Raw genomic sequence first — 15,996 nt, 5'->3', positions numbered from 1 at the left:
TCTGCATGTTTTTTTAAATCATTCAACACCGATTAAGTTTTTTAAGCGCTTTCGTTGATCTAAATCAATAAAAGCGCTCAAAAATATAATCCATTGCAGGAAAGTACCATTTTCCTGCAAAGCATTTTAATACTCATAAACTTAAAATTAGAACGCAGCTCCCGCACTTATCGTACCCGATCCTTGAATCTTGGTATCACCTGAAGGACTCTGATACGCACAGCCGCTTAGAGTGGCTAAAATCAGGGCTAGAAGGCAGGCTTTTGCGTAAATACACTTTATGCTATTCATAAAAGTTGTTCCTTAACGTTGATAGTTTACTTTTCGACCCAGTCTATCAACGTTAGTTTCCACCTTTACTTAACGTTTTCAATTCTAAACTTTCAATTTCAACCTTCAGTTCTCATAAAAGGCTAACGTTAACCCGAGTCCATGCCCGACCTGCGCAAGGATTCGCCCCCCAACCTCGGTAAAGTGAATCTCACCGCGCTGTAAACTTTGACGCGTGGTTTCCAGCGAATAGGTGCCAAAACTCAGCGCTACCATTTTTGCCTCATCACAATCATCCGTTAGCGTGATGCCGAAAACAGCCTGAGCTTTCTCAGGAGTGATAAAGCGCACCTTGGCACCTCCGGCCTGCAAGGCAACTTCCTGAGGATCTATCTCATTAATGTGCTCCTTACCAAAAATGTCCACATACACTTGTGCAGCATGGCGGATATCTCTGGCAGAAATCACAAATTCACTAATATGCGAGACCGCATTAGGATGGGTTTGCCATTCGGCACGCCAAACCAGTTCAGGCGTTAAGTGCTGACAAAAAAAGCTCCGACCATGCGGGATGCGAGAGGCTTTAACCGGCACGGTTTGAAATCGCGCGTTGGGTTCGGTGCCATCGTTGAGCTTAACCGGGCGGAAAAAAGCTTTGGGTTCGGCTTCGGCCAACTGATGCTGCGATAGCTGCTGATACACAGCAGCGGCGTCCTGGGTTTTCCACACCAGCCCATTAAGCCCCAACGGCGCCTGATACAGATCCTTACGCTGTAGCGTATTGCGGTCTTCATAACCGAGTAACTCAAGATAATTATCATTGAAGATGGCTAAATGATTGCTCGATCCAAGCGAGTGATGGCCGCGAGTTGTCAGGTTAAATCCCAACCTGCGAAACAGCTGCTCTGACAGGTTAAGACCCTCGGCAACATTTATAACAACGTGATCAAGATAAGGCACCAAATCCGACATAACGCGCTCTCTTTAAAAATTTTTTCCAATAGCGTGCAGAGTAATAAGAAGGCCCCTTTTCCAGAACGAAGTTTTCTGCAAAACCAATCCCTGTTTTGAGCTAAACAAACTCATCGCTGTGCTTTTGACGTTTTTCAGATAGCAGACAGCAAACCTAACTACGTTGTTGATGATGTAGATCAACTAAAGCCAGGCACCAAGCGGCCTGACAAAACAGATTTAAGCCAAATTATCCTCTGTAAAAAGGACACTTTAGGTCATTCATACCGCTATTAATGCACTTCATTCCACTTCAAAGGCATCTCATGCCTGAATCGATTCATGTCCTCAAATAAGACTTATCATAACGCCAATCTAATTGAATCAATCTCGCTCGGGAGAACCCACTATGAGTGATAAATCAGGCCTTAAAAAAGCGGCCGTCCAGCAAAGCGCTGCGATACCCAATCATAATCGCACCCGCTGGTTTACCTTGTTTGGTACCATTATCACCATGTTTGCACTCGGCTCGGTTTATACCTGGAGCCTGTTCAACGGGCAGCTTTCCGCCAAACTCGATGAACCCATCAGCCGCGTTGCCTTCTCATTCGGTTTATTAAGCCTGGGCCTGGCCGTAGCCTCTTCTGTCGCCGGTAAATTACAGGAACGCTTCGGGGTAAAAAAAGTCACCATCGCCTCAGGCATATTGATGGCCGTTGGATTCTTCCTCACCGCCCACTCGACGAATCTCGTCATGCTTTACCTCAGCGCAGGCGTGCTGGTCGGACTGGCCGATGGTGCCGGTTATCTGATGTCCCTTTCGAACTGCGTAAAATGGTTCCCGGAACGCAAAGGCGTAGTTTCAGCCTGTGCCATTGGCGCCTACGGTTTTGGCAGCCTGGGATTTAAGTTTATCTGTGGCTACCTGTTAAGCATCGGCACGCTGGAACATACCTTTATTATCTGGGGTTTGTTAGCGATGACGATGGTGATTATCGGCGGCCTGATGATGACCGACGCACCAAAACAGCAAGCCAGAATGATTGACAATCACCAGGAGCAGCCGCGTGATTTCAGCCTGGCCGAAGCCATTCGCGTCCCACAGTATTGGATGCTGGCGCTGATGTTTTTGACTGCCTGCATGAGCGGACTGTATGTCATTGGGGTGGCCAAAGATATTGGCCAAGGCCTGGTGCATCTCAGCGCGATGACCGCTGCCAACGCCGTTACCGTTATTGCTATCGCCAATCTTAGCGGTCGCCTGGTTCTCGGCGTGCTTTCAGACAAAATGGCGCGTATTCGAGTGATCTCGTTAGCCCAGGTTATCTCTCTGATTGGCATGAGTATTATGCTATTTACTCATATGAATGAAACGTCGTTCTATGTTTCCGTAGCCTGCGTAGCCTTTAGCTTTGGCGGCACGATCACCGTCTATCCTTCACTGGTCAGCGATTTCTTCGGCCTTAACAATCTGACCAAGAACTATGGCCTGCTTTATCTCGGGTTTGGCGTCGGCAGTGTTTTAGGCTCATTGATTGCCTCAATCTTTGGCGGCTTTGCCATAACCTTTAGCTTCATTACCGTGCTATTAATTATCTCACTCGCGATTTCTGCCACGATTCGCCTACCGAATAAAGAAATCGAGGAGCAAAATACGCTCCAACATGTGTAGACCCTTGTTCTGATCCTTTCTGCATGATCAACGGGAGCCATGGCTCCCGTTTTTTATTGCCAGCCTCACAGCTTCTACACAAGCAAGCAGACAATCAAACTCCCAACACCTCATGGCCAGCTCATGCCAGGTGAACAGGCGTTAACCTTAAGATTCTCGGACATACCTAAAATGACCAGCAGTAAAGTTCTACTCGCAGCAATGGTGCTTGCGGGCGCAGCATTCGGCACACAGGCTTCAGAAATTCCAATGAACACCAGTTCACAGCCTTGCGTTGAGCATTCATCATTTAACAATGTTGCGGATGCTCGCGATATGATGACCTCACCACAGCGCCCGGCTCACCAGTCGGCGACGCATTGCCTGACCAGTATCCAAAACAGCAACAGCAATAAGCTTTTCGGCAATAACGAGCTGTTTAAATAACAACCTATTAGTTGCATATCCTGAATCAGTAATGATTAACTGATTCAGGTCCATCAATACCGTTATTAACTCCGCAAATGCATTCCAATATTGCCCATAAGGCAGTTTCTACCTGTTGAGAAACAGAGTTTTAAATCAAATTTCCAGCCGCTATGGCCATCATTATAAGAAATTAAAAAATCTAATTTAATAATATTCATCTTAGAGTGAAACTTGGCAATTCAAGGGAAATAAGGATTATGCTACTCTCTTGCCTGAATTTTTAAGCATGGCCTGAGCAATGAATAAAATTTTGATTAATCTATATATTTACCAGCAGCCCGTATCTTTATCGAACATGAAAGAAATTAGCCATATATTCAGCCATAGGTGATCAGAATCACGGACATTCATACTGCTCGTGAGTATCATCCCGCTATCCAAATTCTGTCTCATTAGTATGATGCCAGTTTTTAATATTGTGACTCAGTCTCTCGCAAGAGATGATTAAATTTTGTTCACCAGAGGTTTTATGAGTAATTCTCAAGTTGACGTACTTGCCACGGAAAATACCGACGAAACAGGTGCATGGCGCAAAACGGATACCACATGGATGCTGGGACTGTACGGAACGGCAATAGGCGCGGGCGTGCTGTTTTTGCCAATTAATGCTGGGATTGGTGGACTTATCCCGCTGATTATCATGGTTATTCTTGCATTCCCCATGACATTTTATGCCCACCGTGGACTAACACGCTTCGTATTGTCCGGGAAGAATGCAGGGCAGAATATTACCGACGTTGTAGAAGAACATTTCGGTATTACCGCAGGTAAACTAATTACCTTGCTCTATTTCTTCGCTATTTTCCCGATATTATTGGTTTATAGCGTAGCTATTACCAACACTGTCGAAAGTTTCATCACCCATCAAATGCATCTGCCTGCTCCACCGCGAGCGATATTAGCGCTAGTGCTGATTCTGGCATTAATGACACTGGTTCACTTTGGTGAGCACCTTATTGTTAAAACAATGAGTGTTCTTGTTTATCCATTTGTTGTTGTGCTGATGGCGTTAGCGCTTTACCTTATTCCGCACTGGAATGCCTCTATTTTTGAGCACGCTCCAGCGGCAACTGGAGGTACTGGTAATGGCATGCTGATGACCCTGTGGCTGGTTATTCCAGTGATGGTTTTCTCGTTTAACCATTCGCCAATTATCTCATCATTTGCCGTCGCAAAACGTAAAGAATATGGCGACGATGCCGAGAAAAAATGCTCTAAAATCCTGACCTTCAGTACTTTGATGATGGTTGTAACGGTGATGTTCTTCGTGTTCAGCTGCGTGCTGAGCCTCTCCCCGGCGGACCTGATGGAGGCCAAAAATCAGAACATCTCGATTCTGTCCTATCTGGCCAACCATTTCCAAACACCGGTAATTGCCTATATCGCGCCAGTGATTGCCTTTATCGCCATTACCAAGTCGTTTCTGGGTCATTACCTGGGTGCTCGCGAAGGTTTTAACGGTATCGTGAGCCAATCGCTGCGCAGCCGTGGCAAAAACATTTCTCTGCCGAAAATGAACCGCATAACCGCAGTATTTATGCTGGTTTCGACCTGGGCCATCTCTACCTTGAATCCAAGCATTTTAGGAATGATTGAAACCCTGGGCGGCCCAATTATCGCCATGTTGCTTTTCCTCATGCCGATGTATGCAATTCGCAAAGTTCCGGCAATGAGAAAATACAGCGGCCATATCAGCAACGGTTTCATTGTTATTGTGGGTTTAGTTGCGATGTCGGCAATTGTTTATAGCCTGTTCGGCTGATCAATTACCACTGCTGCATAGTCGCGGCTGGTTACTCGAGGCTTACCCTGAAAAGTAAGCCTTTTTTAATCGCTAATACAAATGTTGGAAGGTAAGACGGCGCTTTACACATCGATTCTAAAACTTACCTGACGATGACAAAACCATACATTGGCTTTGGTATCTTAAACCCATCGAGAGAAAGTGATGTCCCTGTGTAAATCTGTAGAACCCTGTAAGAACCCTGTTGTTTAGAAACCCTGTTGTTTAGAAACCCTGTTGTGTAGAAACCCTGTAGTACCCCTGTTATTTGCCCGCCTCTGAGCGGGCTTTTTTTTGCCTGCTTTCCAGTGAAAACCGAGCCCTTTCTGTTCAGAGTAATTTTAGTAAACTACAGACGGCAAAAAGCCCTGTTGATCAGACAGGGCTTTCTATTTATCCCCTTTCCCGGCGCTTATCTCCGGCACTCGTTTTAAACGGTGTTAGCTCTGCAAGGCGATGAAGTGATAATACGCTTTTGTCGGAACAAGAATTAACAATTCTTGCTCTGCTAATAGTAACCTACATTATTATCACTTCAGCCTGATGAAAACAGCACTCAACGCTTAAGCAATTTTTTTACTGCCAGTCCTGCAGCAAGCACCGGGTTTATTATCGCTATAGAAGTATAAGGAGCCACCAGCGCCGCCACATCCGTTGTCGCCATGCCGGTACAAGCTAAAGCAATGACTTTTGCCCCATCTTTCTCACAGGCCAGTACCGCTTCGATAATAGCCGCTTTGCCATCCTCGGTATGGATATCGTGCGTATTGTTCACGCCCTTTGGCTGGCGATAGGTGCGCAGCCGGTCATGCAGAACTTCGTAGAATATTGCCGGTGCTCGAGGTTCGATACCAATTGCCCCGACACTTTGGCTAACAGTTAGCGCTTGCTCACAACAGGCTTGTCCGGCCCCGACGACCGGTATGCTCAGCAGTTGGCGCAGCTGTTTAACCGCCGGATCCGAGGCGCAGCTTACCAGCAGAATATCGTAGTTTTTTTGCAGCTCAAGTCCCAGAGCAACCAGCTTAGGCACTGCCAGCTCTAATGTTTTGGCATCGTGAATGCCATCATATTGATCCGCAAGGCAATAAGTTGTCATCGCCAATTCAGGCTGTTCAGCAATAATCAGCTGTTGATGAATATCCAGAAAACTCTGGTCCTCAGAGGTCACAACGCGAATTAATGCCACGCGCGCCTTGGTTTCTTGTTGGAGTAATTTTTCTGTCATGCTTATTTCCCCGGTTAAAACGCAAAAGGTACGGAGTTCAACCTGCTGCTCGGCGGGCCAAACCCTGTACCTTTATCACACAATTTTCCGGATTACTTTAGCGTTTTAGCGCAGCGCCATTGCTTTCAATGACGCTTTTATACCAATAGAAGCTTTTTTTACGTCGACGCTCAAGGGTACCGTTGCCCTGATCATCGCGATCGACATAAATAAAGCCGTATCGTTTGGAGAATTCTGCTTTCGAAGCACTAACCAGATCGATTGGCCCCCAACTGGTATAACCCAGCACTTCAACCCCGTCAGCAATCGCTTCACCAATCTGCACCAGGTGGTCGTTCAAATAGGCAATACGATAATCGTCGTTAATCGTGCCGTCGGCATCAGGTTTGTCGAAGGCCCCCAAACCGTTTTCCACGATAAATAGCGGGATCTGATAGCGATCATAAAGCTCGTTCATCAGAATACGAATCCCCTGTGGATCAATCTGCCAGCCCCAGTCAGAACTCGCCAGATGAGGATTTGGCACCATAGAAAGAATATTGCCGCGCGCTTTCTGATTAAGTTCTTCATCAGTCGTGACGCAACCCGTCATGTAGTAACTGAAGGAAATAAAGTCGATAGTCGATTTCAGCGCCGCCTTGTCTTCACTGGTGACATTAATCTCGATGCCACGATCGGCGAAGTAACGTTTCATATAGGCCGGATAACTGCCGCGCACCTGCACGTCGCCAAAGAACAGCCATTCGCGATTTTGTTGCAGGGTTTCCATTACGTCTTGCGGCTTAGTCGTCAGCGGATATAGCAAACCACCCAACAGCATATTGCCGATTTTAGCGTCAGGAATAATCTCGTGACAGGCTTTGACCGCCTTGGCACTGGCTACCAACTGATGGTGAATTGCCTGATAAACTTGCTGTTTGCTGCTGTCTTCAGGCAGGCCGACTCCAGTCAGCGGCGCATGTAATGACATATTTATTTCATTAAAGGTCAGCCAGTATTTTACCTTGTGCTGATAACGCTGGAATACCGTCCGGGCATAGCGTTCAAAGAATTCGATAGTCTTGCGGCTGCCCCAACCGCCGTGTTTTTTTACCAGCCCGTAAGGCATCTCATAGTGCGACAGCGTCACCAACGGCGTGATGTTATATTTCGCCATTTCATCAAACAGGCGGTCATAAAATGCCAGCCCCGCCTCGTTAGGCTCCAGTTCATCGCCTTGTGGAAAAATACGCGTCCAGGCAATAGAGGTGCGTAGGCAGCTAAAGCCCATTTCGGCAAAAAGTTGCATATCTTCTGGATAACGATGATAAAAATCGATTGCAACGTCTTTAATGCCGCTATCTCCGGCAACTCGCTCGACTACGCCGCCGAAAATACCTTTCGGCTGCACGTCTGAGGTCGACAATCCCTTACCGTCGGTCAGATAAGCACCTTCAACCTGGTTAGCGGCAACTGCACCACCCCATAAGAAATTTTTCGGAAACTGTTGGCTCATGGTTTTTCTCCTGAATTAGCGAATCAATGTCAGTAATGAAGTATTTTCTACAATTTCTGCGCTGTCGTTCACATCGACATCGGTAAACTCATCGCTGTTGGTGATAAGCACCGGAGTATCGAGGCTATAACCCGCAGCACGGATTGCCTCGGCATCGAACTCAAGCATTAACTGGCCACGCACCACGTCGTCGCCTTCGCGGACGTGGGGAGTAAAATATTGTCCATCGAGTTTGACCGTATCGATGCCAACGTGGATCAGAATCTCAGCCCCCAATGGCGACTCCAATCCGATGGCATGAAAGGTTTTAAACAGTGACGCAACCTTGCCATCGATCGGCGAGACAACACGGCCACTGGTCGGTGAAATGAATGCACCTTTTCCGAGCAGGCCACCGGCAAATATCGGATCACTGATCTGTTCCAGAGGTTTAAGCGCCCCGCTCAACGGACTGTAAATAACCTCCCGCGCCTTGGCATTTTGCAGCGAAAGGTTACTGGCAGTTGAGACAGGATTTAGCTCGTTGATATTTAGCGCAGCGGAGTTGTCGTTTTCGACAGCATGTCCAGCCGCAGCAGGCAGCTCGCGCTCGACAGCTCGCGGCGTGGCAAAGCAGTAGGTTAATCCGGTGGAGATAATCAACGATATGATGATACTCACAATCACTGCCACGACGGTCATATCAAAACCGCTAGGTGGAATGACCTGAGTCAGGCTAAAAATCCCAGGAAATCCAAAGGAATACACTGCACTATGGAAATAGCCGACCACGCCCGCCCCGGCTGCTCCACCGAGACTTCCGAAGACAAACGCGCGACGATTAGGCAAGGTAATGCCATAAACGGCAGGCTCGGTGATACCGCAGATCCCGGCGGCCATTGCAGAGGCTGCGTTGCCTTTGAGTTGAGCATCTTTACTACGCAGGAAGATCCCCAGCGTTGCGCCAACCTGACCAAAAATTGCCGGCACAAGCAGCGGGATTAGTGTGTCATGGCCAACAACGCTGAGGTTGTTCATCATGATGGGTACAATCCCCCAGTGGATGCCAAACATCACGCAGACTTGCCACAATCCGCCCATCAAAACGCCGGCTATTACTGAATTAAAGCCGTAAATCAGCTCATATCCCTGAGCAAGCATATTACTTAGCCAGGTAGCCGCAGGCCCAATCAGCAGGAAGGTCAATGGAACTACCACCGCCAGGCAAATCAGCGGCGTTAAAAAATTACGCACCGCGCTGTGTAAACGTGGATGAATCGCCCTCTCAATTTTTGACGACAGCCAGCTGGCTAAAATAATCGGGACCACCGTTGAGCCATAGTTAATCATCACCACCGGAATGCCCAGAAAATGATGCGGTTGCGCGCCTGGAAGCTGAGATGCGGTAAACGCCGCCAGCATCATTGGATGAGTCAGTGCTCCGCCAATCGCCATGCCGACAAACGGACTTCCGCCGAATTTTTTGCAGGCGGAATATCCTAAAAAGATTGGCAGGAAATAAAACATCGCATCACTGGCGGCGAATAAAATCTGGTAAGTATCGGTTTTCTGGGTCGTCCATCCGATGGCGAGTGCAATGGAAAGCAGCCCCTTTAGTACACCACCGGCAATCAGAATGCCGATAAACGGCGTGAATACTGCAGAAATAATGTCGATCAGACGAGCGAAAAGCCCCTCTTTCGACTGAGCATCGCCAGGCAGTGTTTCGGGGAAACTGCCTTCAAGCCTGGCCGCGATTGGCGTATAAACCTGACTGACATCATTGCCGATGACAACCTGAAATTGCCCGCCGCTCTCGACAACCATGATAATACCCGGCGTCTTTTTTAGTGCCTCAGTCTGCGCTTTGCTGCTGTCACGCAGTTTGAATCGCAAGCGGGTCGCGCAGTGAACCAGGCTGATGACGTTTTTTGGGCCGCCGACCTTTTCCAGCACTTCTACGGCTAATTCATTATATTTCATGTTATTACCCTTCTTCCCTGTGCAGCACAATGCTCTGATACGAGAAAAAACCGGAATTCAGGCCAAAAAAAAACCTAAACCGATTTTTGGTTACGGGCCTAAAAGCGCCATAACAAAAAAATCGGTTTAGGTTTTGCCTGCTTACCAGTAACAATCCTAAGCTCTGATTTGCAGAATGCCCTGCTACAGGGGTTTACTCAAGGCCGTGTTTAATCGGTATTAAAAATTTGTGAGCAATATCTCGAATTACTCAGATTGTAGCCGTGAAGGATTCAGCGTTTCTTTGCGCACACGCTCTATGTGGATAGCCAGAAACATTTTCTCCTCCTTGGTCAGTGCATAACCATAGGTTTGCTGAATGTGATGCTCGACTTTTTGCACACACTTCCAGGCTTGGGGATAGGAATTCATCACTTCATCATGCAGTGATTCATCTTCGTTTCGCACAAGCTTGCTGCTCAGCATCCGTTGGGCGAAAAATTTCAAATGTGTAATAAATCGATGATAACTAAGGGTATCCTCCCGATAATCCAGCCTCAGCTGATATTTCACAATATGCATTATTTGCTGAATTATTTTAGTGACTTGCACGACCTCCGACATTTCCCCCTTCAATTGCCCCTTAACCAGATGCTGTGCGATATAACCGGCCTCGTCCTCCGGCAGGCGCACGCCCAGACGCTGTTCAATAATATCTAACGCCTCAAGACTGACGGTAAATTCGCGGTGATATACACGCTTGATATCCCACAGCAGCCCATTGGGTAGAGAAATTCCCTGCTTGAATCGTTCAATGGCAAAATGGCAGTGATCGGTCAGGGCAATATACAAATTATTGCTGAGTCGTTCGCCAAGTCGGGCTTCGGCGAGATCAATAATTTTTTCAGTGGTCGTGAGCACGTCGAGAGGTATTTCAGCCAACAGCTCGCTCAGACGGCCATTAAGCGCGTTATTTTTTAATGAGAAAACTTTCTCGACCAGCGCCACGTCCAGCAGTTCGCCGACTCTTTTTTGGAATGCCAAACCTTTACCCATCATGACTTGCTCGTGCAAGGTCTCATCAACGGCGATCACGGCATTATTATTTAAGATTTTTATAATTTTCATCGTGTTCCCTGAATGAAAAAGGACAAAATCGCGGTGTGCTTCCCTATCTGGCCTGATAGCGCATTCGTAAATTCTGCTGATAATAGCTGCTATTATTTGGATAATCCGCAGGAAAAAGCGAGGACTCGTTTCTTATTGGCTGAAATTGAGTTAGGGTTTGCCTGTTTTAAACAGGAGGCTGAAATGAGCGAAGAAAATTTATCCCAAAGAATCGATCAACTGGAACGCGTTAACCGCGAACTGTTGGTTCAAGTGTCGGCAATGCGCATTTTATTTGGCAGCGTAGGCAACACGATGAACACAAAGTTTGAAAATAGCTTCACGACAGGGGTTAAAACCTTCGTTGAACGTGAAAAAGAAGCGCTGAACGCCAGCGAAATGGAAGAAGCATCAAAGAAATTCCGCACAGATGTTCTGAACTGCGTTTCGTCACTGCTGCCAACCGTACTGTAAAAGCGCGGCTCGGCGAGACTATCCTGCATTGACAATCGTGCAGGATAGTCGCTTTCAGGCTAGCGCGACAGACAACGTTCACGACGCTGATCGACCCGCTGGGCAAACCAGGCTGTCGTCAGATTACGTGTAATTTTCGGGCTGTTAAGTTCAATTCCCGGCAGCATTTCACGCGGTACTGGCTTGCCAGCCGTTTTATCTGCTAAAGCAAAGACCTGTTTCCAGGTCGGGGTTTGCTCGAAATCAATCGACTCTCCCTGCTTCAAATCTCGTGATATCTCCGAGTCACTGAGATCCAGCCTTTTACCCAATTTTCGCACCGCCATCTCAGTTTTCCCCGGCGTGTCGCTATAGCTGACTACATCGCCGTCCAATGCTAGCGGGACGCCAGTCAAACGGTGTACTTGCTGCTGGAAGGCCGCGTTGCGACTGGCATAAAAACCTGCGTTGTAATCCACAAAGCGGTAAAGAGGCTCGGTGTAATGTGTCGGATATCCCAACAAATGAGCGATACCAAAGTACACACCGCCGCGACGGGTAAAAACTTCCTGACGGACGGTGCCGTCGATTTTATAAGGATAACCACGGGCTTTGCTCTCGGCAAAAGCAATGCTGACCTGCATTGGACCACCAGTGTGCACCGGATTCAGGTTACCAAACAGTTGTTGACCCATCGGTACCATGCCAATGAAATCATCGAATATCGCACTTAACTCTTTTTCGCTACGGACGTTATCCAGACGATCGCTGTAAGATTTACCGTTAGGGGAATTGATTTTCAGGGCGGTATGCACCACGAATGCCGGGATATGCACCTCACCCGCTCGACGATCGATCTCTTTCCAGGCGATCTTGCCGAGTCCGGGGATCGGCGCATTGACGTTGAAATTAGATTCCTGCTCGGTTACCGCCAAAACGGCACAGATGTTTTCTTTTGAAGGATCAATATCCTGCGCACTAAAAGCCGTACTGATATCCTTGGCCCAACCCTGCTTGTCAGATACATAGGGTGGCATCAGGCTGGCAATATCAGCACGAACTTCCTGCGGACTTTTGTTACTTACAGGCGCTTTATGTGAGCTGCAACCTGCTAACAATGTCAGTAGCAGCATGCCAGCCAATGGCACAGCCTGAAACTTTTGCTTAAAAAGCTTCGGCCGCGAAGTGGTGAAAGGTAATACGGCAATGTTAGGCGTCATCGGGTCCCTGAATAATCAAATCAATCTAATGCTTCAATTATTCACAGATTAACCCACAACAACCAGCTTTTATCTCGCAGGTTACACAGATTAAGCCGCCAGCTCGGAGTAATAGCTCAATACTTCACAGCCGACACCCACTTTAGGGGTAGCGATTACCTTGCGTTGAGCAATATCGATGATACTTACTGTCCCGTCTTTTTCATTAGCAATCAGCAGCCGTTTATTATCCGGGCTGAAGCAGCCATCCATCGGTTTATTGCCCACGCTAAAGCAGGCAATTTCGTTAAGCTCCCGGTCGAATAAGGTAGCCACTGGTTCCTGATCGCCAATTGCAATTAAAAACTCACCTCCCTGGCTAAAGCGGACGATTTGCGCGCCTTTTTTATGCCCACGTAGAGGAATGTTTTTTATAATTTTATGTGTTTTGCTATTAATAACAATCAGCTCAGGCTTGTCAGCGTTACTGGTTATTATTGACCTGCTATGAGGAGCTGCAGCAATGCCATTAACGGCGCCCGGCATGGCAATATTATCAATTACTTTTCCTTTATTATCGGCTAATTCAACCACTGTTACGCTGGCATCCTCCTCATTATCGGTGAACAGTTTATCGCCCTGCGGGGTGATACTCAGGCGATGAGTATTAGTAGAGGGAACCTTAATTTCTCGGACTATTTTATCCGTCACCGGATCGATTACCACAATGGTGGCACTGTTTTCACAGCATAAATAAACCTTACCGTCGTTGCCTAATCGACCGGTATGCGGGGATTCCAGTGGGCTAAGATCAATAAAGCCGCTAAGTTCGCGTTTGCTGAGATCTATCACGGCAATCTGATGCTGGGGATGCGGATTATCGCCATGGATCCCGTCACCAAATATCGGAACATACGCTTTGTTATGCTGTGGAATAATAAGCAACTCATGAGGATTAGGTGGGAAACCGGTTAAAGTTTTTTCGACCTTTAGCGTGTCTGCGTTAAGGAATAAAACTTTACCACCTTGCTTATCGACGGCAATAATACCGTAATTTCTTTTATTAATTTCTGAATCATCTGAGTACAACATGTCAACTCCGCGATATTTAAATAAGAAACGATAATGGCAGTTCTGTCTTCATACCATTGCTAAAAACTTATATTTTAAGGTTAGTCGCTTATTACCATTATTGCGAAGTTGGTCACAGTCTAAAGGCATTATTCAGAGCAATCCGTTGCCTTACCAGTAGCCTGTTAAAGTTATTTACCGGCTTGTTTATCTGGGAAAAACAGAGTGAAGCGTGTGACTCTTTCATTGCTGGTGACCTGCCAATTTCCCTGATGCAGCCCCATGATACTGCGAACAATCGACAGCCCCAAGCCACTGGCATGCGCGGAAGTATTTCGCGAAACATCGGCTCGGTAAAAGCGATCAAACAGGCGATTAAGATGCTCGGGATCGATTGTCGGCCCGAGATTCGTAACGTGGATCCTTGTTCCCGTTGGCTCCTGCTCAGCCAGTATCGCTATCTCGCTGCCTGAATCTGCATAGCGAACCGCATTAGCTAACAGATTAGCCAACGCGCGACGCAGTAAATTAGCATCGGCCCAAACCTCACCTTCGGCCTTTACTGTCAGTCGAACATCTCGTTCATCGGCAGGACCTTCAAAATATTCACTGACTCGCTCAAACTCTTCGCTTAACTTGAGCTGAGTACGCTCAATAGCGTGATCGGCATTTTCAGCGCGGGCTAGAAACAGCATATTGTCTGTCATCTTCGAGAGCCGCATCAGCTCTTCAAAATTTGACCCCAATAGTTTTTCATAGTATTGCCCAGTTCGCCGCTGGCTGAGTGCCACCTCGGTTTGCCCCAATAAGTTACCAATCGGCGTACGTAGGTCATGCGCCATATCGGCAGATACCTGGCTGAGTTGAGTAAAGCTAATCTCAAGCCGATCGAGCATCTGGTTAAAACTGTCGATCAGCGATAATAGTTCTCGAGGTGCCTGAGTGTTATCAATCCTGACTGATAGATTGCGAATGCCAATCGATGCAGTTTGTCCGGCCAACCTTTGTAGCGGGCTCAATCCACGACGGGCAATCCAGTAAGACATTAACGCAGTCAAAACTGCCGCCGCCGCCGCGAGCAATATAATCTGCTCGCGATAAACTTCAAGAATGCGCGTCCGCTCGGTCATTAAACGCCCACTAATAATCTCAAGCTGGTGCGGAGCATCAGAAGTTTGTGCTGAGGCGGCTACTGAAATAAACGGCGTATCATCTCGTGACATACTGTGCTGAACCGCAGCCAGTGTCAGATCTTCATTGGCTGGAACTGGGGGAACATTGGGTATCGGCGAGTGCCCTGGATTGACCTCAATCAGCGGCGGCTGCCCGGGAAAACGCACCACCAACAGAGCTTCGTGATTACCCAGCATATTGGCAAAAAGCTGAGGTTTATCATGGATAAGATTGATGACATCTTCATCACGCAGCAGCGTGCGGATCTGCTGTACGCGAGTCAACAACGCGCCATCATCGCGAATACTAATCTGCTTTTCGAGTGTGTTATAAAGCGTAAAACCGACCAGCGCGATGACGACAAAAGACAACAGCGCAAAAATCAGTGAAAGCCGAGTGGTGAGGGAAATTCGCCGCACATTGAGAGGGCACCAACGAGGCCTCATGATTCATTTTCACAACGGTAACCCACGCCGTGTACGGTGTGGATTAGCTTGATTTCAAAGGGATCGTCAATTTTCTGCCGCAATCGACGCACGGCGACATCCACTACGTTCGTATCACTATCAAAATTCATGTCCCAGACCCTTGAGGCAATTACCGATCGTGACAATACCTGCCCTTCATGCAACATAAAAAGATGTAGAAGGTTAAATTCTTTATTGGTAAGAGTAATACGATTCCCATCGCGAATAACTCGGCGCTTGGGAATATCAATCTGCAAATCGGCTAGCTCCAGCAGCTCTTCTTGTTTGATCTGAACGCCACGACGCAGAGCAACGCGAATACGCGCAAGAAGCTCGGCAAAAGAAAAAGGTTTGACCAGATAATCATCGGCACCGAGATCCAGCCCTTTGAGTTTATCTTCCAGAGTGCCGCGCGCGGTCAGAAAAAGCACCGGCGTTTTGACCTGTTTATCCAGCCTTTTCATGACTTCCCAGCCATCCATTTCCGGCATCATCACATCAAGAAGGATTAAGTCGTAAAGAAATTCCTGCGCCAGATGCAGCCCGTCAAGACCATTGGCCGCCACATCTACCACATATCCCGCCTCGGTCAGGCCATTGCGCATGTATTCGCCGGCTTTAGGCTCATCTTCAATAACCAGAATTCTCATGTGATCTCCTACGAGCCGATAACAGCGGGCGCAAACATTGCGCCCAGCCCTCAATCATCATCAACAAT

General features: G+C 47.5%; 13 protein-coding genes. 4 read left to right on the top strand and 9 right to left on the bottom strand.

Features of this window, described 5'->3' with window-relative positions; translation table 11 throughout:
* Positions 1–396 precede the first annotated feature (396 nt).
* A complete protein-coding gene (locus tag AB3G37_RS05465; protein ID WP_369789954.1) occupies positions 397–1,242 on the bottom strand; it encodes a VOC family protein in 846 nt (281 codons plus the stop codon).
* Positions 1,243–1,630: 388 nt separating this feature from the next.
* Here AB3G37_RS05465 and AB3G37_RS05460 point away from each other — a divergent pair, with 388 nt between their 5' ends.
* The 3 genes from AB3G37_RS05460 to AB3G37_RS05450 all read left to right on the top strand — a co-directional run bounded on the left by AB3G37_RS05460 (position 1,631) and on the right by AB3G37_RS05450 (position 5,123).
* The gene (locus AB3G37_RS05460; RefSeq protein ID WP_009637550.1) at positions 1,631–2,893 is read left to right on the top strand and encodes an MFS transporter; all 1,263 of its coding nucleotides are present in this window, start codon (positions 1,631–1,633) and stop codon (positions 2,891–2,893) included.
* 171 nt (positions 2,894–3,064) lie between these two features.
* The gene (locus AB3G37_RS05455; RefSeq protein ID WP_037378674.1) at positions 3,065–3,319 is read left to right on the top strand and encodes a hypothetical protein; all 255 of its coding nucleotides are present in this window, start codon (positions 3,065–3,067) and stop codon (positions 3,317–3,319) included.
* A 511-nt stretch (positions 3,320–3,830) separates the two neighbouring features.
* A complete protein-coding gene (locus AB3G37_RS05450; protein WP_369789953.1) occupies positions 3,831–5,123 on the top strand; it encodes an HAAAP family serine/threonine permease in 1,293 nt (430 codons plus the stop codon).
* 577 nt (positions 5,124–5,700) lie between these two features.
* Here the strand turns inward: AB3G37_RS05450 and AB3G37_RS05445 are convergent.
* The 4 genes from AB3G37_RS05445 to licT form a co-directional block, all read right to left on the bottom strand.
* Positions 5,701–6,372: an aspartate/glutamate racemase family protein gene (locus AB3G37_RS05445; protein ID WP_369789952.1), complete on the bottom strand. Its 672-nt coding sequence runs from the start codon at positions 6,370–6,372 to the stop codon at positions 5,701–5,703.
* 97 nt (positions 6,373–6,469) lie between these two features.
* Complete coding sequence (locus tag AB3G37_RS05440) at positions 6,470–7,867, bottom strand: glycoside hydrolase family 1 protein (protein ID WP_009637554.1); 1,398 nt, start codon at positions 7,865–7,867, stop codon at positions 6,470–6,472.
* A 15-nt stretch (positions 7,868–7,882) separates the two neighbouring features.
* Positions 7,883–9,829 carry a PTS beta-glucoside transporter subunit IIABC gene (gene bglF, locus AB3G37_RS05435; protein ID WP_369789951.1) on the bottom strand — a complete coding sequence of 649 codons (1,947 nt, stop codon included), beginning with the start codon at positions 9,827–9,829 and terminating at the stop codon, positions 7,883–7,885.
* A gap of 246 nt (positions 9,830–10,075) precedes the next feature.
* Positions 10,076–10,936: a BglG family transcription antiterminator LicT gene (gene licT / locus AB3G37_RS05430; RefSeq protein ID WP_009637556.1), complete on the bottom strand. Its 861-nt coding sequence runs from the start codon at positions 10,934–10,936 to the stop codon at positions 10,076–10,078.
* Between the two features lie 12 nt (positions 10,937–10,948).
* On the opposite strand from licT, the gene AB3G37_RS05425 reads away from it, so the two are divergent.
* On the top strand, positions 10,949–11,389 hold the full coding sequence (locus tag AB3G37_RS05425) for a hypothetical protein (RefSeq protein ID WP_369789950.1): 441 nt from the start codon (positions 10,949–10,951) through the stop codon (positions 11,387–11,389).
* Positions 11,390–11,448: 59 nt separating this feature from the next.
* Here the strand turns inward: AB3G37_RS05425 and AB3G37_RS05420 are convergent, their stop codons facing one another.
* The 4 genes from AB3G37_RS05420 to AB3G37_RS05405 form a co-directional block, all read right to left on the bottom strand.
* A complete protein-coding gene (locus tag AB3G37_RS05420; protein WP_369790897.1) occupies positions 11,449–12,501 on the bottom strand; it encodes a DUF1615 domain-containing protein in 1,053 nt (350 codons plus the stop codon).
* A 177-nt stretch (positions 12,502–12,678) separates the two neighbouring features.
* On the bottom strand, positions 12,679–13,659 hold the full coding sequence (locus AB3G37_RS05415; RefSeq protein ID WP_369789949.1) for a WD40 repeat domain-containing protein: 981 nt from the start codon (positions 13,657–13,659) through the stop codon (positions 12,679–12,681).
* 170 nt (positions 13,660–13,829) lie between these two features.
* Positions 13,830–15,257: a heavy metal sensor histidine kinase gene (locus AB3G37_RS05410; protein ID WP_369789948.1), complete on the bottom strand. Its 1,428-nt coding sequence runs from the start codon at positions 15,255–15,257 to the stop codon at positions 13,830–13,832.
* The gene (locus AB3G37_RS05405) at positions 15,254–15,928 is read right to left on the bottom strand and encodes a heavy metal response regulator transcription factor (protein WP_009637561.1); all 675 of its coding nucleotides are present in this window, start codon (positions 15,926–15,928) and stop codon (positions 15,254–15,256) included. Before AB3G37_RS05405 ends, AB3G37_RS05410 begins: the two co-directional genes overlap by 4 nt.
* Positions 15,929–15,996 lie beyond the last annotated feature (68 nt).

Source organism: Rouxiella sp. WC2420, from assembly GCF_041200025.1.
Lineage (GTDB): Bacteria > Pseudomonadota > Gammaproteobacteria > Enterobacterales > Enterobacteriaceae > Rouxiella.
This window is presented reverse-complemented; position numbering and strand designations above follow the sequence as displayed.

Bases quoted from the DNA above. Each gene is read 5' to 3' on its own strand.
- AB3G37_RS05465 (WP_369789954.1), bottom strand. From the start codon at position 1,242: ATGTCGGATTTGGTGCCTTATCTTGATCACGTTGTTATAAATGTTGCC.
- AB3G37_RS05460 (WP_009637550.1), top strand. From the start codon at position 1,631: ATGAGTGATAAATCAGGCCTTAAAAAAGCGGCCGTCCAGCAAAGCGCT.
- AB3G37_RS05455 (WP_037378674.1), top strand. From the start codon at position 3,065: ATGACCAGCAGTAAAGTTCTACTCGCAGCAATGGTGCTTGCGGGCGCA.
- AB3G37_RS05450 (WP_369789953.1), top strand. From the start codon at position 3,831: ATGAGTAATTCTCAAGTTGACGTACTTGCCACGGAAAATACCGACGAA.
- AB3G37_RS05445 (WP_369789952.1), bottom strand. From the start codon at position 6,372: ATGACAGAAAAATTACTCCAACAAGAAACCAAGGCGCGCGTGGCATTA.
- AB3G37_RS05440 (WP_009637554.1), bottom strand. From the start codon at position 7,867: ATGAGCCAACAGTTTCCGAAAAATTTCTTATGGGGTGGTGCAGTTGCC.
- bglF (WP_369789951.1), bottom strand. From the start codon at position 9,829: ATGAAATATAATGAATTAGCCGTAGAAGTGCTGGAAAAGGTCGGCGGC.
- licT (WP_009637556.1), bottom strand. From the start codon at position 10,936: ATGAAAATTATAAAAATCTTAAATAATAATGCCGTGATCGCCGTTGAT.
- AB3G37_RS05425 (WP_369789950.1), top strand. From the start codon at position 10,949: ATGAAAAAGGACAAAATCGCGGTGTGCTTCCCTATCTGGCCTGATAGC.
- AB3G37_RS05420 (WP_369790897.1), bottom strand. From the start codon at position 12,501: ATGCTGCTACTGACATTGTTAGCAGGTTGCAGCTCACATAAAGCGCCT.
- AB3G37_RS05415 (WP_369789949.1), bottom strand. From the start codon at position 13,659: ATGTTGTACTCAGATGATTCAGAAATTAATAAAAGAAATTACGGTATT.
- AB3G37_RS05410 (WP_369789948.1), bottom strand. From the start codon at position 15,257: ATGAGGCCTCGTTGGTGCCCTCTCAATGTGCGGCGAATTTCCCTCACC.
- AB3G37_RS05405 (WP_009637561.1), bottom strand. From the start codon at position 15,928: ATGAGAATTCTGGTTATTGAAGATGAGCCTAAAGCCGGCGAATACATG.